Origin of the sequence: Alkalicoccus urumqiensis (genome assembly GCF_002993335.1) — a bacterium.
In the GTDB taxonomy this organism is placed as follows: domain Bacteria; phylum Bacillota; class Bacilli; order Bacillales; family Salisediminibacteriaceae; genus Alkalicoccus; species Alkalicoccus urumqiensis.
In genome coordinates, this window is the sequence record NZ_PVNS01000022.1 from 1 (window position 1) to 20,196 (window position 20,196).

General features: G+C 49.6%; 18 protein-coding genes. 6 read left to right on the forward strand and 12 right to left on the reverse strand.

Features of this window, described 5'->3' with window-relative positions; genetic code table 11:
* Positions 1–264: 264 nt before the first annotated feature.
* Together ltrA and C6I21_RS15775 are read right to left on the reverse strand one after the other, a co-directional pair.
* A complete protein-coding gene (gene ltrA, locus C6I21_RS15765; RefSeq protein WP_105960434.1) occupies positions 265–1,563 on the reverse strand; it encodes a group II intron reverse transcriptase/maturase in 1,299 nt (432 codons plus the stop codon).
* A gap of 1,064 nt (positions 1,564–2,627) precedes the next feature.
* Complete coding sequence (locus C6I21_RS15775) at positions 2,628–3,311, reverse strand: metal-dependent hydrolase (protein ID WP_105960435.1); 684 nt, start codon at positions 3,309–3,311, stop codon at positions 2,628–2,630.
* Positions 3,312–3,459: 148 nt separating this feature from the next.
* Here C6I21_RS15775 and C6I21_RS15780 point away from each other — a divergent pair, with 148 nt between their 5' ends.
* Positions 3,460–4,545, forward strand: a complete 1,086-nt coding sequence (locus tag C6I21_RS15780) for a M24 family metallopeptidase (protein ID WP_105960436.1) — start codon at positions 3,460–3,462, stop codon at positions 4,543–4,545.
* Here the strand turns inward: C6I21_RS15780 and C6I21_RS15785 are convergent.
* Positions 4,542–5,303, reverse strand: coding sequence for an SDR family oxidoreductase (locus C6I21_RS15785; RefSeq protein ID WP_105960437.1), 762 nt, complete (start codon positions 5,301–5,303; stop codon positions 4,542–4,544). The two genes, C6I21_RS15780 and C6I21_RS15785, sit on opposite strands and share 4 nt — an antisense overlap.
* 173 nt (positions 5,304–5,476) lie before the next feature.
* On the opposite strand from C6I21_RS15785, the gene C6I21_RS15790 reads away from it, so the two are divergent.
* Entirely contained in the window at positions 5,477–5,935 is a 459-nt protein-coding gene (locus C6I21_RS15790; RefSeq protein ID WP_105960438.1) for a universal stress protein, read from the forward strand.
* A 62-nt stretch (positions 5,936–5,997) separates the two neighbouring features.
* Here the strand turns inward: C6I21_RS15790 and C6I21_RS15795 are convergent, their stop codons facing one another.
* The 5 genes from C6I21_RS15795 to sppA all read right to left on the reverse strand — a co-directional run bounded on the left by C6I21_RS15795 (position 5,998) and on the right by sppA (position 10,566).
* Positions 5,998–7,191: an acetate kinase gene (locus C6I21_RS15795; RefSeq protein ID WP_105960439.1), complete on the reverse strand. Its 1,194-nt coding sequence runs from the start codon at positions 7,189–7,191 to the stop codon at positions 5,998–6,000.
* Positions 7,192–7,415: 224 nt separating this feature from the next.
* Complete coding sequence (locus C6I21_RS15800) at positions 7,416–8,393, reverse strand: class I SAM-dependent methyltransferase (protein ID WP_105960450.1); 978 nt, start codon at positions 8,391–8,393, stop codon at positions 7,416–7,418.
* Between the two features lie 165 nt (positions 8,394–8,558).
* Entirely contained in the window at positions 8,559–9,056 is a 498-nt protein-coding gene (gene tpx / locus C6I21_RS15805; protein WP_105960440.1) for a thiol peroxidase, read from the reverse strand.
* A 32-nt stretch (positions 9,057–9,088) separates the two neighbouring features.
* Positions 9,089–9,571, reverse strand: coding sequence for an RDD family protein (locus C6I21_RS15810; protein ID WP_105960441.1), 483 nt, complete (start codon positions 9,569–9,571; stop codon positions 9,089–9,091).
* 8 nt (positions 9,572–9,579) lie between these two features.
* Positions 9,580–10,566 (reverse strand): signal peptide peptidase SppA, encoded by a 987-nt coding sequence (sppA, locus tag C6I21_RS15815; protein ID WP_105960442.1) that lies wholly within the window; start codon positions 10,564–10,566, stop codon positions 9,580–9,582.
* A gap of 104 nt (positions 10,567–10,670) precedes the next feature.
* On the opposite strand from sppA, the gene C6I21_RS15820 reads away from it, so the two are divergent.
* Complete coding sequence (locus C6I21_RS15820) at positions 10,671–11,468, forward strand: NAD kinase (protein ID WP_105960443.1); 798 nt, start codon at positions 10,671–10,673, stop codon at positions 11,466–11,468.
* A gap of 25 nt (positions 11,469–11,493) precedes the next feature.
* On the opposite strand, the gene C6I21_RS15825 is transcribed toward C6I21_RS15820, so the two are convergent.
* From C6I21_RS15825 to C6I21_RS15840, 4 genes are all read right to left on the reverse strand, one after another.
* Positions 11,494–13,098: an amidohydrolase gene (locus tag C6I21_RS15825; protein ID WP_105960444.1), complete on the reverse strand. Its 1,605-nt coding sequence runs from the start codon at positions 13,096–13,098 to the stop codon at positions 11,494–11,496.
* 84 nt (positions 13,099–13,182) lie between these two features.
* Entirely contained in the window at positions 13,183–14,385 is a 1,203-nt protein-coding gene (thiI, locus tag C6I21_RS15830; RefSeq protein ID WP_105960445.1) for a tRNA uracil 4-sulfurtransferase ThiI, read from the reverse strand.
* Positions 14,386–14,432: 47 nt separating this feature from the next.
* Entirely contained in the window at positions 14,433–15,569 is a 1,137-nt protein-coding gene (locus tag C6I21_RS15835; protein WP_105960446.1) for a cysteine desulfurase family protein, read from the reverse strand.
* 274 nt (positions 15,570–15,843) lie between these two features.
* Positions 15,844–17,550: a septation ring formation regulator EzrA gene (locus C6I21_RS15840; RefSeq protein ID WP_105960447.1), complete on the reverse strand. Its 1,707-nt coding sequence runs from the start codon at positions 17,548–17,550 to the stop codon at positions 15,844–15,846.
* 234 nt (positions 17,551–17,784) lie between these two features.
* Between C6I21_RS15840 and hisJ the strand changes: the two genes are divergently transcribed.
* From hisJ to rpsD, 3 genes are all read left to right on the forward strand, one after another.
* Entirely contained in the window at positions 17,785–18,600 is an 816-nt protein-coding gene (gene hisJ, locus C6I21_RS15845; protein ID WP_181186284.1) for a histidinol-phosphatase HisJ, read from the forward strand.
* A gap of 77 nt (positions 18,601–18,677) precedes the next feature.
* A complete protein-coding gene (locus tag C6I21_RS15850) occupies positions 18,678–19,157 on the forward strand; it encodes a GAF domain-containing protein (RefSeq protein ID WP_105960448.1) in 480 nt (159 codons plus the stop codon).
* A 280-nt stretch (positions 19,158–19,437) separates the two neighbouring features.
* The gene (rpsD, locus tag C6I21_RS15855) at positions 19,438–20,040 is read left to right on the forward strand and encodes a 30S ribosomal protein S4 (protein WP_105960449.1); all 603 of its coding nucleotides are present in this window, start codon (positions 19,438–19,440) and stop codon (positions 20,038–20,040) included.
* The last annotated feature ends 156 nt before the right edge of the window (positions 20,041–20,196 follow it).

The window sequence follows — 20,196 nt, forward strand, 5'->3', positions numbered from 1 at the left end:
TAGAGGTAGATTGGAGTGAACGCATACGTTTATCATAAGAAGGTTCCTCCCAGATTTCAACTACGATTGAAACGCTGTAACCCTTGGCACACCAACGGGAAAGAGGCTTCGAATTTTATACTTTCCTGTAGAGTAGAGAACTGATTTCCAGAGAACAGCCTCTTGGCCCATTCTCATTACTTTCAGCTCCCCCTCATCAAACCGTACGTGAGGTTTTCCCTCATACGGCTTTCCGACGTTCTTCTTCCTTTGGCGTTACGATCGTTAACCCGCGAGTTTCACTAATAAGAAGCGGATCTCCTCCACCTCTTTGTAGTGGGCGTGTTTCTTACGCCGGTTCTTTTTCTTGTTATTAAAGAGTTTAAGGCGCGTTAGTACATACCAGTCGATACGATTTAACCACTTCTTCCCCATCGGGGACAGCTGGTAATAGTTCTTAAACCCCTGAAGTCTGCGATTCAGTCCTTCTACCAGATCGCGGATATCCATATAAAGTTTATGGCGCGGTTCGGTAAAGGCTTTGATTTTCGCCCGCATCTTCTTCATGGCTTGGTGCGATGGCACATGCTGCATAAAGTAAAACGTCCGTCCGCCTTTCCTGCGGACAGGGAATTTTCGGTGATGAAGTCCGAGAAAGTCAAACCCTTCTTTATCATCCCAGATACTCACTAATTTTGATTTGTCCCGATGGATCGACAGATCCAGTTTATTCATAATGGCTTTAACTGCTTGCGCACTTTCCAGTGCGTCCCGTTTTCGCCTGCACATAATGACAAAATCATCGGCATAGCGAATCAGCGTACCAAGATGGCGGAATTTCTTCTGCCATAATTGGTCCATGGCATTCAGGTAGATGTTTGCCAGCAGAGGCGAAATCACCCCACCCTGCGGTGTGCCGGTGGGCGCATTTTTCAGCTTGCCTTCCTCCATGATGCCAGCCTTTAACCACTTTCGGATCAATTTAAGCACCCTTCTGTCACTGATACGCTGTTCGACAAGTTTGAGTAACTTTTCCTGATTGATGTTGTCAAAGAATCCTTGGATGTCGACGTCTAACACCCAATGTGCCTTCCGGCTTTTCTTCCGGATCGCTTCGATCGCCTGATGCGCATTTCGTTTTGGTCGGAAGCCGTAGGAGCATTCCTGGAAATCCGCCTCGAAGATCGGTTCGATCACCAGTTTCATCGCCATTTGAACAATTCGGTCTGTCACCGTCGGGATACCAAGCGGTCTCTGCTTCTTTCCATCACTCTTAGGAATGTACGTTCGAAGAACCGGCTTTGGATGGTATCGATTCTCTTTTAAATCGAGATACAGCTCATTGAGAAAGCATCTTTCTCCGTACTCTTCAATGTCCTCCAATGTTTGCCGGTCTACCCCGCCACTCCCTCTATTTCGCTTTACACGCTGCCATGCTTCCCACAAAATATCGGGACGATAAATCTTATCATACAGAGCATGAAACCGACGGGTTTTCCTTACCTTGGCACAAAGGTATAATGTTTTCTGAAGTTCTCGAGCTTTTCCAACATTGGCGTAGTTAGCCGCATTATGGGCATTCACTCGCTCTTACCTCCTTCCAACATGTGAACGAAGTAGGGTACTGGCTTCCGCCGTCCTTCCCTAAACAAGCTTTTGTTGTTCTTGTTATGATCGGTACTATGACCCCTTCCGACTCCCTCTCAGCCCATCCACCATTTCACGGATCACGCTTATAGGTGTCTGTTTTACTTCTTACGAAGTGACCGAGGAGGGTCTCCCCAGTTCCATTCATTCCTTTCTTAACATGTCGCTCTCCATACCCCGAGGGATTCTTCGGTGCTGTTCCAGGATCTGCGCACCTTCCATGGTCTTCGCCTTAAGAATAGAGGCTCGACTTCCCTTGTTCCTCCGAAGAGGGCTCTAATTGTCGAGGCTGCAAGATTCACTTGAAGTTACGACCTGTTAAGTTGCTCGCACTCCGCAAGGAGTAACTTTGTCACAGGGCTCCAACCTTAGGATTTCTCCACCAGCTGCCTGTCAGCTACTGAGCGTCCTGGCACTTACTCAGACTGGACTTTCACCAGCTAGCAATGAACAGCTTTCTGGGCACGCATTCTCTGAAATAAACCAGGCAGAACCCGCCTGGTCTCAAAAGAAAAGAAAGGTTTATTGAATAGGTTCCCGCTTTCTGCCTGCACCTGCAGCCGTACGCGTTCCGGAGGGAATCTGAAAAGCGGAAGCGCCCTGGTCACGAGCGACCAGTCCTGGAACCCCTGCCGACGAAAGCTGCTCTTTGCTTTCATCGGCAGGGGTGAAGGAACCTCGAGCGAGTGAGCGCTGCAGCCGTGCAAACAGCGACCGGCTGGAAGACTAGCCCACGGCAAGCTTCTGCCGAAAAGCGGAGAAGCTCTATCAACAGAAACAAACGATAAATGGCACAGAACACTGAAATGCTGCAGCCCTTGGCATAGCTGCTCGAAAGAAGCTTTGAATTTTATACATTCTTACCCTACGAAAAAAAGACGACCAGATCCAAAAAATTGGAATTTGGTCGTCTTTTTTCTGTGAGTTTATTTTCGTTTAATTAAAATCTTAAGATCTTCAGTGGCCTCTTATGGTGCAGCCGGGGCGTTTATCTGTATTTTTTACAGGTCGATGCTGTCGCCCGCTTTCATGACTCTGCCTTCCGCCTGCTTCAGGCTTTTGATAAAGGCTTCCGGATCCTGTTCAATCTGCGGGAAGGTGTCGTAATGAACCGGTACAACTGTTTTTGCACGGATCCAGTCAGATGCAAGCGCTGCATCTTCCGGTCCCATCGTAAAGTTGTCTCCGATCGGAACAAAAGCCAGATCGATATCGTTCTGCTCCCCGATCAGTTTCATGTCAGAGAAAAGGCCGGTATCACCCATGTGATAGATCGTTTTTCCTTCCGCTTTGAACAGAATGCCCGCCGGCATGCCGGTATATACGATCCGCTGGTTTTCTTCTTCGGTATAGGCAGAACCGTGGAACGCCTGCGTCAGTTTCACCGTGCCGAATGCAAATTCGTATTTTCCGCCGATATGCATTGGATGCGCATTGACTCCCTGAAAACCGAGGTACGTTGCCAGTTCAAACGGCGCAACAACAAGTGCATCATTTCGTTTTGCCATTTCCACCGTATCTCCGACGTGGTCGTTATGTCCGTGCGTCAGCAGAATCACATCCGCTTTCGTATCATCCGCCTCCAGATCGCACTGACCGTTACCGGTAATGAAAGGATCAATAAAAATATTTGTGCCATTCGTCTCTACTTTTACTACAGAATGTCCGTGATAAGAAATTTTCATGTTTGTCATCCTCCCTTAGTTAACCATTCTTCCTCCCTCTTACCCGGGCTCCGGTTAATCTATTCATCAAAATGAAAATAAGGTACGATAGTAGACAGAAAGTAACGATGATATGGGTAGCTCAAATGGCCCGCAGGAGGAGATTTGGATGAAGAAATGGAAAGATCTACAGACGGCTGTAAACGAATACGGCCTGGAGGCTCTTTTGGTCCAGACACGGTCCAATGTTTTTTATGCTTCCGGTTTTGATGCAGACCCGCATGAGCGTTTGATCGGCGTAGTTATTCCGGCTCACGGTGTTCCATCCGTTATATGTCCGGCCATGGAAAAGAATCAGATTCACCATGTTTTTCCTGAAGCCGGTATCTTTACATATGAGGATGGGGATGACCCCTGGGCACTTACTGCCAAAGCGTGCGGATCTATTAAAAAACTTGGTCTTGAAAGCAGCATTTCCTGGGGGAGGCTGACTGCCCTGACAGATGCACTGCCGGATACAGCTTTTACGGAAGCGGATGAACTCATTCTTTCGCTCCGTCAGCGGAAAACGCCGGAAGAGCTCGCTGTACTCCGGGAGGCCGCAGCGTTTGCAGACCAGGGCGTCGAAGAGGGGGTCCGTCTACTCCGGACCGGCATTACGGAAATGGAGGTCATTGCAGGCATCGAGCATTACTTAAAAAAGCAGGGCGTCAGAGAAATGTCCTTTCAGCCGATGGTCCTGTTCGGAGGAGGCGCCGGAGATCCGCACGGGGTGCCGGGCACCCGTGAACTGAAGCCCGGAGACAATGTCCTGATGGACCTCGGCGTCAAATGGAAAGGGTACTGCTCTGACATTACCCGCACCGTCTTCTACGGACATGTGGAGGAAAAACAGGAGCAAATCTATCAGACTGTGCTGGCCGCCCAGCTGAAAGCAGTGGAGACCGCATCCGATGCTTCTGTATGCGGTGAGATAGATACGGCCGCACGGCAGGTGATCAACGGCGCGGGTTACGGAAGCTTCTTTCCCCACCGCATCGGGCATGGCATGGGAATTGACGTTCACGAAGCACCTTCCATGGATGCTTCCAGTCAGGTCCCGCTTGAACCAGGTCTCGTCTTCACGATCGAACCGGGTATTTACATCCCTGATGAAATCGGCATACGCATTGAAGATGATCTCGTCATTAAAGGAGGCGGCGCCGAAGTCCTGACAGCCTATCCAAAAGAACTGCAGGTCGTACCGGTACGCTAAGAGCGGTGTTTATGGAGGACATCCATTCCACCTGTCACTTCAATCACACTTCCGGTAAGCATATCCGCATTCTCATCAAGCAGAAAGCGGATAGTTCTCGCTATATCTTCCCCCGTACCGGAGCGGCCGACCGGCGTTTTCTCATCCGGAACTGTCCGGGAGTGAGCAATGGAACTTTCTTTCATTTCTCCTAAAATTTCGCCCGGACAGACCATGTTTGCCGTAATACCGTAAGGCGCTTCTTCTACTGCTACTGATTTTGTCAGCGAGGCGAGTCCGGATTTTGCTGCTGCAAATGCTGCGCGGTACAGCCAGGCAGGAGAATGGTCCACCCCCTGAAAACCGTAAGTAATGACTCGTCCAAACCGCTGCTCTCTCATGATCGGAATTACTTTTTTCAGCATATAAAAAGCGGCATTTAAATTGCCGTTGATCATTTCATGCCATTCCTGGTCACTGTAGTCAGCGGCAGCCTTCCGCTCGAAGATATACGGCCCGGCATTCAGAATCAGCGCATCGATCCTGCCAAATGATTCCACCGCAGCATCTGCAAGCCTGTGGAGATCTTCGGGATTCTGCACGTCCCCCTGCACAAAGGAAATCCGGTCTGTATAATCGGCCCATTCGTTCCTGCAGGCTTCGACGGCCTTTTCATCACTCCGGTATTGGATCGTGACGGAGTATCCTTCTTTCAGGAGCATTTCACTCGTCTTTTTACCCAGTCCTTTTGTTCCTGCGGTTATAATAGCGTGGCGCATGAATTGAACCCCTTTCTGCAACTCTTTCTCTATTGTTATACAGATCTTTTCCGGACACAACTTATCTGCATAAACAGGTTTGAAGCGTTTACTTTCGGGAAGATGAAAAGTGAAGGAGTCCACAAAGACGAAGCCGGGCTTCTATCTACTACATTTATCGGGGAGGGATCGGCATGACCGTCCGCTATAACACTATCCTTGTTGCTGTCGATGGCTCAGATGAAGCAAAACGCGCCTTTCGAAAAGCCGCACTTCTCGCAAAAGATCACGATGCCAAGCTGCTGCTGACCCACATTGTAGATACCCGCACATTCGCCTCCGTGGAACACTATGACCGGACCATTTTCTCTGAAGCAGAGAAATATGCTCGAGACATGCTGGAAGAATACGAGCGCCTTGCCCACGATCAGGGAGTAAAGGATGTCACCCTGATTCTGGATTACGGTTCTCCAAAAGTGAAAATTGCTAAAGACGTGGCAAAGAAACATCAGGTGGACTTAATCGTGACCGGTGCTACAGGGCTTAATGCCGTGGAACGGTTCCTGATCGGCAGTGTATCTGAGCACATCACCCGCCACGCTGCATGCGATGTACTCATCGTGCGAACCGAGCAGGTAAATGGAAATTCCTGATACCCACTGCTCCAAAAAACCCTTCTGCCCGATCGGCAGAAGGGTTTTTTATACTATAAACGCTATGCTTCTGTACCGAGGCGCATCGTATCCCGGGCGATCATAACTTCTTCATTCGTCGGGATGACAAGTACTTTGACGGGAGAATGCGGGTAGTTAATAAACGCTTCCTGCCCGCGGATTTTATTCAGAGTCGGGTCCCAGTAAATGCCCATAAATTCGAGCCCTTTTAATACCTGAGACCGGATAACATCACTGTTTTCACCAATTCCTGCTGTAAATACGACCGCATCGAGGCCGTGCATTCTGGCGGCGTAGGAACCGATATATTTGTGAATTCGGGATGTGAACACTTCCAGCGCGAGACGGGCACGTTCGTTGCCGTCGGAAGCTTCCTGTTCAATATCACGCAGATCGCTTGAAAAACCGGAAAGCGCGAGCATACCGCTCCGCTTGTTCAGCACGTCCATTACTTCCTCTGCACTTAAATCTGCTTTCTCCATAATATAAGGAATCAGCGCAGGGTCAATATTTCCGGAACGCGTTCCCATCGTTACACCAGCCAGCGGCGTAAAGCCCATGGATGTGTCGATGGACTGGCCGCCTTCAATGGCAGCAATCGATGCACCGTTACCGAGATGACAGGAAATAAGACGCAGGTTTTCCACGGGACGGTTCAACAGTTCTGCAGCACGCTCAGAAACATATTTGTGGGACGTTCCGTGGAAACCATACTTTCGGATTCCGTATTTTTCATAATATTCGTATGGCAGGCTGTAAAGGTAGGATTCCTCCGGCATTGTCTGATGAAATGCTGTATCAAACACTGCCACAGATGGAATATTCGGCAGAATCTCCTGGAAAGCACGAATACCAGTCAGGTTGGCCGGGTTATGAAGCGGAGCAAGTTCTGAAACGTCTTCAATTCCCTGAATAACATCTTCAGTGATCAGGACGGAATCATTAAACTTCTCCCCTCCGTGCACGACACGGTGGCCGATACCATCAATATCATTCAGTGATTCAATAATATTGTACTTCGTCAATTTATCGAGAAGAATTTTCACCGCTTCTGCATGATCGGCAATGTCGCTCGTTTCTTTCTTCTTTTCGCCATCTACTTCAATGGCAAACACCGAATCGCTCAACCCGATCCGTTCCACCAGACCTTTTGTAATAATCGTTTCTTCCGGCATATTCAGCAGCTGAAATTTCAGTGAAGAACTGCCTGCATTAATCGCCATGATTTTCGCCATGTCGTTATCGCTCCTTCATTTTCTCATGTGAAATCCTGCAGTTCCGTAAAGCAGCACAATCTGATTTTCGTTTGACTGCACGATCCTCCTGCAAGTTCTGTTATAACAATAACAGAAAGGAACGTTGTTACACAATACATTCATTCAAATACTGAAATGAAAGCATTTTCTTCACATACATTATATCTGTATGCATTAAATAATATTTTAAAGTAGTACAGATGTTACACGTGTTCCCTAATCCAGTCAGAAATCTGACGGGTCATATCTGCAAGTGCCTCCTGGCGCGTAAACGATGGAAGCTCGGCAAGAAGTGCCTGCTTAGGCGGTACAATTCCGGCTTTCGTCTTCCGGAGAATCAACATACTTTTCCCGGCATCCTGAGTTTTAAACATGGTCGAAGGCAGCTGAAGCAGGGCATAGACAGAGGCCTGCTCCTTGATCACCGGATGAAGCTTCGGAGCCTGTTCCGACTGAAATAATGAATTCGGGACCAGGAATACGAGAAATCCTCCTTCTCTGACGTGACGCACGGCCTTTTCCATCAGCAGATGATGGACATACGTATGGCCTTCGTCTGCTGCAGTGGCAAAACCGGAGGCTGTCTCATCATCCGGGTAATACCCGAGTGGAAGATCCGAGACGACTCCGTGAACATGATCAACCGCCGGCTGGGATACACTGTCCTGATGGAAAAGATCCATATGATGCCCCTGCAGATTCGCATTCATAAAAGCCAGTTTCATCAATGTCTCGTCCGGCTCTGCACCAATAAAATGAACGTCTTTAGTCATCTGATTGGCACAGGCAGTCATTAAATTGCCGGCGCCGGCTGCCGGATCCCATAGAAGCAGCGGATCGTCTGTTTCTTTCTGCGTCAGTTCATTCATAAGGAATCCCGCAAACACCGCGACGGCATCCGGCGTAAGTGCATGGTGGGGCTGCACCGCCTCTTTCATACCTTTTAATACCGCCAGCTGTACAGCACGTCGGATCTCTTCTTTTTCAGAGGCTTCCGGCAGCTCATTTAACAGCCTGTTCCACTGCTTTTCTTCCTCTTTTTCTAAATTCCCCGGGGCCCTGCCTTGAAAAACGGCTTCTCCTGCTTCGGCAAGTGCTTCCAGGTATAGTTTTTCTTCTTTTTTCTGGATAAGGGCCGCTCCCTGATCCAGCACATCATAATACATTTCAGTTTTTGTCATTCCGGCCATATGGACACCTCATTTTTTTGTGCTTCTTCCAACAAAACAGGATACCACGACTTCTCCCTGGTGAAAAGCGTTTCGGTTCTGTAAACAGGAACGACCGCAGGAAACGATGAAAACAGGCAGAAGCATCACAGCTTCTGCCTGTTCAATAGTATTTCTTTATGCCTGCTTCAATGCATCAAGTGCCTTGTCGTAGTCCGGATGCGAACTCACTTCCGGTACTACTTCCGAATACGTGACGGTTCCCTGCGCATCAACGACGAAAACCGCTCTTGCAAGCAGACGCATCTCTTTCATAACAAGTCCATACTTTGTTCCGAAATCCAGATCCCGGTGATCGGAATAAATATGTGCGGACTCCAGATCCGCAGCAGCACACCAGCGCCGCTGTGCAAAAGGAAGGTCTGCACTGACGGTCCAGATCTCCGCGTCTCCAAGCTGATCCACTGCCTCATTCAGCTTTCGGGTCTGCTGATCGCATACGCTTGTATCAACGGAAGGAACGACACTGATTAACGTCTTCGTTCCGCTTTCCGGTTGAAACGTTTTCTCCGAGAGATCCGGCGCAAGCACGGTAAAAGACGGCGCCTGCTGCCCTGTTTTCACACTGTTTCCTTCCAGCGTCATTGGCTTTTCTTTAAATGTTACTGAAGTCATGAATCGGCCTCCTCTAAGTTAACTGTCCTCTATCAGGATAACACAGGTTCCTCTTCTTTGTAGACCGGCTCCAGCGCTTCCCCGGGTTCGCGGGCAACGATGGTGTCACCGATGAAATCATGAATTCCCCGCTTTTCGGGATGAAACGCCGTTATCAGATAGAGAACATTTGTGATAAAGAGAGAGCGGTGAATGAACCTTCCGATCAACTCACGGAAAAGGACATCCTTCCAGGACAACGAACCGAATCCGTCTTTGTGAACAACATAAAGCCCGAAAATCTGCTTCCCGATCGTCTGCCTGCGCAGCTTGGTCATCAAAATAAAATAGCTGTACGTAACCAGTGCACTTAGTATTCCACTGAGCGTAAATACCGCGAGGGACACATCCGCTCCGCCCGACGCCAGGAAATAGAGAGAGACAATGGCACCGCTCAGCGATCCAGTTAAAATAATATCAATAAGATAGGCCCAGAAACGTATCCAGAACCCTGCTTTTACATACTGCATCTCCATTCTCCCTCCTAATCCGTGTAAAGGTACATCAGCTGAGGCCCCTGCTGATCTTCGAGCCATCCGGTGAGCTGATCAATGCGGCGCTGTTCAAACAGAGAATCGAGTGACATACCGAAGAAGGAGTCAAATCCGAAACCTTGGGCATATTCTACAACCGTAAGATCCTGTCCGGTATCTTCCCTCATCGCATCAATCACATCATCGAGATTACCAAGGCCGTCGATTAATCCATTTTCCTCTGCCTGGCTGCCGGTATAAATTCTGCCGTCTGCAAGCGACATCACTTCATCGCGGCTCAAATTGTCCCTTCCTTCATCGATGACGGTGACGAACTGCTCGTAGGCATCGTCGACAATTCCCTGGAGAATATCTTCATCCTCCTCCGTCATTTCTCTTGTAGCAGACATTATATCTTTGAATTCACCGCTTTTTATCGTCTGATCTTCAATACCCAGCTCTTCTGCCAGCTCACTGACGTTAAACGACTGCATAATCACCCCGAGTGACCCCGTAATCGTCTGCGGATTTGCATAAATCTGCGCTGCCGGAGCTGAAATGTAATAGCCGCCGCTTGCTGCCTGGTTGCCCATCGATACATAAACGTCCTTTGAATACTCTTCCTGAACTTCAACAATTTTATCGTAGATTTCGTCGCTTTCCACAACGCCGCCGCCCGGCGTATTCACGCGCAGGATAATACCGTCCACCGAGGCGTCCTCTGCCGCGTGGTCCAGCTGATCAAGCACGAGCTGATGGTTGTACCCGCCGCCGAATGGAGAAGCACCTCCGGCCTGGATAACGCCATCCACATGAATCAGCGCTGCCTTTCCGGCGCCGCTTCCTTCCTCTACGATACTTTCTTCCATTCCTGATGTTTCCTGATCAAACATACCTGACACATCGGTCTGCAACGCTCCTGTAACGAGACTGACCGAAACGGAAACGAGCAGAAGCGCGGCGGCGGCTGCGAGTGCGATCCAGCGTTTTGCATTCATTATGTTCATCCTCCTCTTCATCTCTACTGCGTGTCCAGCGGACTTTTGATATGATAGAGACGTAAGTATTTTTTTACTATTGCTACGAAAGGGAGTCGTCCACCATGAACGATCGAAAAAGCGTTTATTTATTTTACAAAAAAACCGACGAACTGGAGGAAAAAGTCCAGCGTGTCCGGGAACTCGGCAGAAAATACGGATTTACGATGGCAGACTCACCTGAAGAAGCGAACATCATAGCTGCTTTCGGCGGTGACGGTACTTTTCTGCAGGCCGTCCAGAAAACACGTTTCCGGGATGATGCACTCTATATCGGCATCAATGACGGCAGTTTCGGCTTCTACACTGATTTTTCCACGGAAGACCTGGAGCGGCTGGAACTTGCCATGCAGACAAATATGGTGGAGGTTCTCCGCTATCCGACATTGGAAGTTACGATTGACGGCGATAAAAGTTTCCATTGTTTAAACGAACTTTCTGTGCGTTCCAATATTATTAAAACACTCGTCATGGATGTGTATGTGGATGCCCTGCATCTGGAAACCTTCCGGGGAGACGGCCTTCTCGTTTCGAGTCCGACAGGAAGCACCGCCTATAACAAATCGCTCGGCGGCTCGATCGTAGACCCAAAACTGCCATCCATGCAGTTGACCGAAATGGCTTCCTTAAACAACAATCAATACCGGACACTCGGCTCGTCTCTCGTTCTGAGTAAAGAGCGGGAACTGCGTCTCAGTATTGTTCAGGACGGCAACGACCATCCGATTATCGGTATCGATAACGAGGCGATGGGCATCCGGCACAGCCGTGAACTGTCCATCCGCGTTTCGGACAAATCAGTAAAAACACTGCGGATGAAAGATAATTTATTCTACAATAAACTGAAGCGGAGCTTCCTCTGACCGCCGGAAGAAAACGGACAGCCTTTTAACTGAGGCTGTCTTTCTGCTTTCTCCGCTCGTAAACGACTGTATCATCAACGACTGTTTTTTCCACACTGCAGCGGGCTTCCCACTCATCCGGGGGAACATCGTAGAGATCTTCGGACAATATCGTAAAATCGGCACATTTTCCTTTTTCAATCGTTCCCCTCGTATGTTCTGCCGACACCGCTTCTGCTGCACCAGCTGTAAACAGTCTTAATGCTTCCGTTACCGTCAGCTTCTGCTCCGGCTGCCATCCGTCATGGTTCTCATGCGGCAGTTTCCGCATGACAGCTGCATGAATACCGAGCAGTGGGTCCACCGGTTCAATCGGCGCATCCGAACCGCCTGCACAGCGGATTTCTTCTTCGAGAAGTGTCTTCCAGGCAAAGCTGTCTTTCATCCGCTCCTCCCCCAGTCGATCTGTAACCCAGGGAAAGTCGGACACGACAAAGCGAGGCTGCAGATCCAGAACGACAGGCAGCTTTTTCATCCGCTCCCGGAGATCTTTCCTCGTTACCTGAAGATGAATCAGCCGGTCCCTCGTGCCCTGAGGTGCAGGATATGCTTCAATAGAATCAAGCGCCATCTCCAGCGCTCCATCTCCGATAACATGAATGGCAGCAGGCATTCCGTACCGTCTCGCTTTCCGGATCAGCTGATCCATCCCTTCCTGCGTGTGTATAGCAACTCCTGTGGAGGACGGATCATCCGCATAAGGTGCAGACAAGAGTGCTGTCCGCCCGCCAAGCGCTCCGTCGGCGAACAGCTTCATCGTATTCAGCCGGACCCAGGGATGCTCTTGTTTCACCTGCTGCACGGCTTCGAGCGCTTCGTGATGAACGAGCAGCTCCACCCTCATTTTCTGCGCTCCCTGAAACAGATCATAAAACAACGTTAACGTATCGGCAGGATCATGGTAGTAAAACAAGTCTTCTGTATGTATCCCCGTAATTCCTTTCCGGTGAAGGTCTTTCAGCGATACCTGCATCGCTTTCTGCACATAGCCCCGGTCTACTTTCGGAAGCACTTTTTTCAGCAGTTCCTGAGCCTGGTCATGCAGGTAGCCGGTCGGCTCTCCAGAGCTGTCCCGTTCAATTCTGCCTCCTGCCGGGCTCGTAACTCCAGCATGAATGTCTGCCAGCTGCAGACCAAAGCTGTTTGTTACCATCGCATGACGGCACACCCGCGTCAGCATGATGGGGTGATCGGTGGATACATTGTCCAGCACTGTTCTGTCCGGCACCCGGGCTCCCTCATACAAGTTTTCGTTGAATCCTTCAGCTAGAATCCAGCTGCCATAAGGAGTACGTGCTGCTTTCTGCTTGAGTGCTTCTGTTACTTCCTCGATGGATGTCATTTCAGACACATCGAGCTTCAACAATTTTTCCCCGTGGCCGATCATGTGCAGATGACTGTCAGTAAAACCGGGGTACATAACACCTCCGGCAAGATTAACCTCTCTTGAAAACAATCCATGCCAGCAGGTACGCAGTTCGTCCTCGTTTCCAATATCGCAGATAATCCCGTTTTCTGTTACTACCGCTTCTTCCACAACATCCGCTCCTGTTAATGGGCGGACTTTTCCTCCATACCATAAAGTTGCCATGTCCGTCTCTCCTTTCCTCTCTATTATGCGTGGAAAAAAGTGGTGCAGGCAAGAAAAAACTCCTGCCTGCACCACACGCCGCTTCTACATGAAATCATCCATAGCAGAAGCTTCTTTTTCCGGAAGCATCACTGCTTCTGTCCGGGAAACAGCATCTTCCACCATGGAATCAATGTCTAGAAAGCTTTCATAATAGGAAATTTTGTCTTCTTTCGGCTTTGTTTTCGCGTCCGGCGCGACGAAAATAGTACAGCAGTCATCGAAAGGAAGAATCGAAGTTTCGTACGTCCCGATCTTCCCTGCTGTTTCCATTATTTCCAGCTTATCCTGTGTGATCAGCGGCCGGAGAACCGGCATTGTCGTCACTGCATTGATCGCATACATCGATTCCAGTGTCTGACTTGCCACCTGACCCAGACTGTCCCCTGTAACGAGCGCTTTTATGTCGCGCTCTGAAGCGAGGGTTTCGGCAATACGGAGCATGAAGCGTCTCATTACCGTAATTTCACAGTTATCGGGCACCTGCTGGTGAATTTTCAGCTGTGCATCGGTGAATGGCACAATATGAAGCCGTACCCTCGGCCCATAAGCAGCAAGTGAGGAAGCGAGCGACTTCACTTTTTCCAGTGCCCGCTCACTCGTGTAGGGCGGACTGTGAAAATGGACTGCTTCAATTGTAACGCCGCGTTTCATGGCGGAATATCCTGCCACGGGGCTGTCGATCCCTCCGGATAACAAAAGCAGCGCCCTGCCACTCGAACCGACAGGAAAGCCTCCTGCGCCGGCAATCGTTTCGCCGCATACATAGACGCCGTCCTCCCTGATTTCAACGGACAGTTCCATATCCGGACGGTGAACATCAACAGAAAGTGCGGGAAACTGCTGCAGCACCGCTTTCCCGATCACTCCATTCATTTCCTGCGATCCAGTAGGAAATGATTTATTCACCCGGCGTACAGAAACTTTAAATGTCCCTTTCTGCTCTTCAAAGCGCCGCTCTGCAGTCTCTGCTGCCACTCTGAGAATATCGTCTGTATCCAGCTCCGCTCTCGTGACAGGACTGAATGATGAAATACCGAAAACATGCTTCAGTGACTCCAGCGCTTCGGCTTCTTCTTCTCCATTTAAATGAACATACATACGGCCATAGGACCTTGTCGTTTTCACATCCGGCAGGTGCCCGAGCGCTCTGCGGATATTTTTATCCAACTGCTTCTCGAATCGTTTCCGGTTACGTCCTTTTACGGACATTTCAGCATAACGAATTAAAATGGAATGCGTTCGCATGTGTACCTCCTGCTTCAATTACTTCTATATCCCTGCCCGGGACCTTTTCAGCCGGAAACAGCCAGTGACGGGATGACCCGCTTCCAGGCATGAAGAAATGTTTCGATGTCCTTCTGCGTATTTTCCGTACTTAACGAAATACGTAGAGAAGAGGCACTCCATGACGGCGGAAGGCCCCATGCATCGAGAACAGCACTCCGGTCGCTGTGCTTCGAGGAACAGGCGGAAGTTGTGGAAAGAATAATGCCTTCTTCCGCCATGGCATGCACGACCGTCTCCGGTTTTCTCCCCGGCACAGATAGACTTAAAATGTGCGGCGCTCTTTCCGGGGAACGATGCAGCCTGCAGGAATCATCCTTCTCAAGCTCTGCTTCAAGCTGGATCATCATGCCCCGCAGATGTCGTCGTTTTTTCTCTTCTTCTTCCTTAGCCATCCGCAGTGCCCTGGCAAATGCCGCTGCCGCTGCCGGATCCGCAGTGCCTGCCCGGAGGCCCTTTTCCTGTGCCCCGCCGTGCAGCAGCGGTGCCAGTGTTTCCGGACTGCGGACATATAAAATGCCGCTCTGCTTCAACCCGTGCATCTTGTGTGCCGAAAGACTGTAGTAATCGATACCGGCTTCCTCAAGGGAAAGCGGCACTTTTCCAATTCCCTGCACACCGTCAACATGAAAACGGACCCCGGGGTACCGGCGCAGCCGTTTCCCGATTTCCTCCACGGGATGAATCGTCCCCGTTTCATTGTTGACATGCATGACGCTGACCAGCGCCGTCTTTCCGGTGACTTCGTCTTCTACATCCTCCGGCCGGATTCTTCCCTGATCATCCGGATAGATCCACGTCAGCTCCCATCCCTTCCGCTCAAGCTTTGCTGCCGCTTCTTTTACAGAAGGATGCTCCACAGCCGTAAGAATCGCGTGTCCCGGACGGGTCCGATTTTCTGAAGTACCGGTGAAGACATGGTTGTTCGCTTCTGTCGCTCCGGAAGTAAAGACGATCGTTCCCTGCTTCACTCCAAGAAGGTTCATCACACGCGTGCGGGCTTTTTCAAGCAGTTTTTCTGAGGCCCCGCCTGCCTGGTGAAGAGAAGCAGGGTTGGCATAGTAGTCAGAAGCTGCTTTTGTATATGCTTCGAGACACTCTGGATGAGGTCTCGTTGAAGCGCTGTTATCTAGATAAATCAACATTCTCGCTCCTTTCACCGGAAAATCGTATCACACTTCCTCTTTGTTGAACAGGTTCCTCGCTGGACGATGCCGCCTCTTCCTGTTTCACGTTAAAAAGCAGATGAAGTCTGCACCACAGACCACCGACGGCTGTCCGCATCAAATACTTTTTACCGGCGTAAAAAAACAGGGAGAGCGGCGGACGCTTCTCCCTGTACTCATTCTTTCACAATGCAGTTAGTCAGCAGACGATTCGCACGGTCTGCCGTCCTTTTAATCATAAAGGAAAGATGGATCATTCATTTACAGAGTTCTTTTCAGCCGATTCTTTCTCCAGTCGTTCCAGAACATTCCGGTCGACTTTTTCGATTCCTTCAACGGCAAGTTCCAGTGATTCCTCATACCATCCCTGGCGGAAGCGGTCTTCTGCCTGCAGCAGCATAATGTTTACATCATCGTGTCTGGTACGGTAGCGGTTTCCATACTGAATCGCACGCTCAGCCATCTCTCCAGTGTCGAGAAGCTGATTGCCTTTTTTCGTGACGTGACGGACTGCTGTGCCCGCCTCTTCCATCGAACGCCGTACGGTTGTCATATCGAGCGGCACTTCCTTGAGCGACTCCTGCGCTCTTGTCACTGCTTCTTCGGCATCCTGAAGCTCCTCTGCGAGAAGTTCCGATGTTTTCGGAAGCATAGACCTCCGGAGTCTGTTTTTCAGACGGCGGAGTGCTTTTCTGTTTTCCTCCACCTCGGAGGCAGCCGCGAGCTCATCACTGCGGAGGTGGGCAAATTTATCTTTCTGTTCTTCCATCGCTGTATTAAACGCTTCGAGTTCTCCTGCCCATTCGTGAAGCAGACGTTCCAGTTCCACAAAGGTCTGCTGACGGTTTTCCGCTGATTCCTGAAGTACCGCGAAGCTTGTCGCAAGCTTTCTGCGGCGGGCGTCGAGCTCATCCAGTTCTTTCTCATCCTCTTCAGTCAGCCTGTAGCTTTCTTTTACATTCCGCCATTCGGACTTAAGTTCTTCCATTTTAAGCGGCAGATCCCGCAGATGGTGCTTGTTTTCATCAATCAGCTGTTCCGCTGCGATCTTTGCATGAGCTTCTGCCTCCAGGTCATCGTAAGCTGCAGCAATCGATTCCTCCACAAAGTAAATTTCTTCTTTGGCTTCATCGATTTCCAGTCTGTACAGCTGCTGCTCTGCATTGGCACAGCGCTCTCTGAGAGACTGCATCAGCATATGAAATTCATATTTCTCCACCGGATAGCCGGCCCGGCTCATTTCTTCAATACCAGCTTCCAGCTCCTGAATCTGTTTGGGAAGATCTTTTGCAGCAAGAAGAAGCCTTGCTGGAATTTCATCCATGCAGTAATGAAGCTCTTCGAGTTTTTCACGAACCTGCATCAATGTTTCACCGGCCTGAAAGTAATTCCCTTCCTCCGTCTGCTCTTCAAACTCGGCAAATCCTTCAAACGCTTCATCCAGACCCGCTTCAATCTTCGGTGCAGCTTCACCGATTGTTCCTTTCTGCACCCAAAGCTTCTTTCGTGTCTCCTCATAGAATTCCCGGATACGCTCAATGTCGTGCCGGTTCTGCTCTTCGCTATGTATGAGGTGATGGACTTCTTCAATCAGCTGGTCGATATGTTCTTCTATTCTATCGAGATCCGCCGAAGCCTCATCCGCTTCTTTCCGGGCTCTGCCGAAACGGTATTTATTGGCATACTCTTCGATATCAAATAACTTTTCTTCAATATCCGGAAGCTGAACCGTAACGAGCTGATCCCATTCAGACCGCCACTCATCAAAGCGTTCCTCGGTTTCTCCGGAAAGCCTGAGCCCTTTCATTTTTGAAAGTTCTTCATTAACCGGGCGGTTCATCAACTCCACTTTTCGTATACCAAGCCGGTCTACATCCCTGTAAATGTTTTTGCGTGCCCACGTTCCGTAAATTACGACCGCAGCCACTAAAATAATGAAACCATAAATCAGATAGCTCATCCGGACCCTCCTCCACTTACACTGCTATATCGTTGACGAATGTTTTTATGTACTGAATAATAGTTTTCAGGTCCTGTCCTGATCTTCTATCTGCTCTGTCCGGACCCGGGAAACGATACTTATATTCTATCTTATCATGTAAAGACGCAAATGGACTACGAGATTCTATAATTTCCTTAATTCCTCTATCCTTTTCCTTAGATGGACGATTATTCCAAAGGAGGCATCTTGAAAATGAAGCTGCACGACGGCCACATACACACTCCCTTCTGTCCGCATGGAACAGCCGATAATCTGGAGAGCTACATTCATACGGCGAAAGAACGCGACGCCCAGTCGCTGACATTCACCGAACACGCCCCTCTCCCCCGCACGTTTGACGATCCTGTACCCGGAAAGGACAGCGGCATGGCTTCCGAACAGCTGCATCCGTACCTGCAGGCAGTTACCGCGGCAAAAGAGAAATGGAAAAACGATATCGAAATAAAGGTGGGACTTGAAGTAGATTATATCCACGGCTATGAAGCAGAAACAAAAGCTCTCCTTGATGAGGCAGGCCCTTATCTTGATGATGCCGTGTTGTCTGTCCATTTCCTTCCGCTGAATGACCGCTTCCACTGCATCGACTTCAGCCCTGAATCATTTGGTGAAATCGTGAAAGAAGCAGGTTCTCTGCAGGCTGTATATGCGCTTTACTTTGAACAGGTTAAACAATCGATCCAGGCGGACCTCGGCACGTATAAGCCGGACCGTATCGGTCACATGACGCTAGTCCGCAAATTTCAGAAACGCTTCCCGCGCGATTTTTCAGATGAAATATGGCAGTTTGAAGTGCTGGATCTTGTACTACAGTACGGGATGTCTCTTGATATCAATACTGCAGGCAGATATAAGCCGGACTGTGGGGAAATGTACCCGCCCGGGAAAACAGCCGAAACTGCTGCACGTATGGGAATTCCTCTCGTCTACGGTTCAGATGCCCATGCCTCCAAGCAGGTCTGTGCAGAGCTTGCCGAAACCGTCTCGCACCTTCAAGCTTTTGAACGGTAAGACGCCGTGGTATAATCCGTATCATTCATTACTCCGCGTGGAACAGCGCGAGGAATTACGAAAAGGAGATGAATCACATGTTTGAATCGACACAATATAAAGGTTCTCTTACAGACCAGTATGATCTGCTCGTCAGGCAGCTTCATGCCCTGCTGGAAGGAGAAACGGATACCACAGCCAACCTGAGTAATGCATCAGCGCTTCTCAATCAGTTTCTTGACGATGTCAACTGGGTCGGCTTTTATGTCTGGAAAGAAGAGGAACTGCTCCTCGGTCCATTTCAGGGCCTCCCTGCCTGTGTGCATATCGCTTACGGAAAAGGTGTCTGCGGAACAGCAGTAAAAGAAGAAAAAACACAGCGTGTAGAAGACGTTCACGCTTTCCCTGGACACATCGCCTGTGATGCAGCTTCCCGCTCGGAAATCGTCGTTCCACTCTTTAAAAACGGCTCTATTTTCGGCGTTCTTGATATCGACAGTCCGAGAACAGGCCGCTTTTCAGAAGAGGATCAGCAGGGAATTGAAGCATTTGCGAACGCTTTGCAGCATCACTTGTAATCCCGGCGGCCAGACGGCCGATTTTCACACGTTCCTTTCCCTTTCTCTCTGTTAAAAAAACGTACTTGACACCACCGGCCGTACTCGATATACTGGAATTTGTGCAAATGGCAGCCTGCGTAAACATCTTGGTGCTCATTTCATTCCCGTATCGTTCGAGGGGTATTGTGTAACCTCTAGCTGTCGAGGCGAAGATGCCTAAAATGAAATGACATGAAGAATGGGATTACGAATCTGTTTATTTGACTCAATCTTTTTATTTTGAAGGAGGAGCTCAATTATGGCTCGATACACAGGACCAAGCTGGAAGCTCTCCCGCCGCCTGGGCATTTCACTCAGCGGAACAGGGAAAGAGCTTCAAAAGCGCCCTTACGGACCAGGCCAGCACGGCCCGAATTCCCGTAAGAAAATGACAGAATACGGACTTCAGCTTCAGGAGAAGCAGAAGCTGCGCCACATGTATGGCATGAACGAGCGTCAGTTCCACAAGTTGTTTGAGATTGCCGGTAAGCGCGACGGCATCCACGGTGAGAACTTCATGCAGCTTCTCGAATCCCGTCTGGACAACCTCGTTTACCGATTGGGCTTTGCACGCACACGCCGTGCCGCACGCCAGCTGGTAAACCACGGTCACGTAACTGTAGACGGCGGACGCGTAGATATTCCTTCTTACCGCGTACAGCCGGGTCAGAAGCTTTCTCTTCGTGAGAAGTCCCAGAGCATGGACGCTGTAAAAGACGCTCTGGAAGTAAATGATTTCGTTCCTGCTTACCTCGATTTCGACGAGAACAGCCTGACTGGAACGTATACACGCCTGCCGGAACGCTCCGAGCTTCCTGCAGAAATTAACGAAGCCCTCATCGTTGAGTGGTATTCCCGTTAATACGTATACAGAAGAAGCCTCCGGAAATTTCGGGGCCACTGAAAATCTAGCGATTTTTCATTTCGTATCGTAGGATCTCATATGAAAACCGCCCGTTTCTCCCCAACCTTGGAGAAACGGGCGGTTTTTTTGTCAGTCGTGTGGTTTGCAGTGGCT

Coding starts and splice junctions, on each gene's coding strand:
- C6I21_RS15795 (WP_105960439.1), bottom strand. CDS start 7,191: ATGGCGAAAATCATGGCGATTAATGCAGGCAGTTCTTCACTGAAATTT.
- C6I21_RS15775 (WP_105960435.1), bottom strand. CDS start 3,311: ATGAAAATTTCTTATCACGGACATTCTGTAGTAAAAGTAGAGACGAAT.
- sppA (WP_105960442.1), bottom strand. CDS start 10,566: ATGAATGCAAAACGCTGGATCGCACTCGCAGCCGCCGCCGCGCTTCTG.
- C6I21_RS15820 (WP_105960443.1), top strand. CDS start 10,671: ATGAACGATCGAAAAAGCGTTTATTTATTTTACAAAAAAACCGACGAA.
- C6I21_RS15780 (WP_105960436.1), top strand. CDS start 3,460: ATGAAGAAATGGAAAGATCTACAGACGGCTGTAAACGAATACGGCCTG.
- C6I21_RS15835 (WP_105960446.1), bottom strand. CDS start 15,569: ATGTTGATTTATCTAGATAACAGCGCTTCAACGAGACCTCATCCAGAG.
- C6I21_RS15840 (WP_105960447.1), bottom strand. CDS start 17,550: ATGAGCTATCTGATTTATGGTTTCATTATTTTAGTGGCTGCGGTCGTA.
- C6I21_RS15810 (WP_105960441.1), bottom strand. CDS start 9,571: ATGGAGATGCAGTATGTAAAAGCAGGGTTCTGGATACGTTTCTGGGCC.
- C6I21_RS15825 (WP_105960444.1), bottom strand. CDS start 13,098: ATGGCAACTTTATGGTATGGAGGAAAAGTCCGCCCATTAACAGGAGCG.
- C6I21_RS15790 (WP_105960438.1), top strand. CDS start 5,477: ATGACCGTCCGCTATAACACTATCCTTGTTGCTGTCGATGGCTCAGAT.
- hisJ (WP_181186284.1), top strand. CDS start 17,785: ATGAAGCTGCACGACGGCCACATACACACTCCCTTCTGTCCGCATGGA.
- thiI (WP_105960445.1), bottom strand. CDS start 14,385: ATGCGAACGCATTCCATTTTAATTCGTTATGCTGAAATGTCCGTAAAA.
- C6I21_RS15785 (WP_105960437.1), bottom strand. CDS start 5,303: ATGCGCCACGCTATTATAACCGCAGGAACAAAAGGACTGGGTAAAAAG.
- tpx (WP_105960440.1), bottom strand. CDS start 9,056: ATGACTTCAGTAACATTTAAAGAAAAGCCAATGACGCTGGAAGGAAAC.
- C6I21_RS15850 (WP_105960448.1), top strand. CDS start 18,678: ATGTTTGAATCGACACAATATAAAGGTTCTCTTACAGACCAGTATGAT.
- C6I21_RS15800 (WP_105960450.1), bottom strand. CDS start 8,393: ATGACAAAAACTGAAATGTATTATGATGTGCTGGATCAGGGAGCGGCC.
- rpsD (WP_105960449.1), top strand. CDS start 19,438: ATGGCTCGATACACAGGACCAAGCTGGAAGCTCTCCCGCCGCCTGGGC.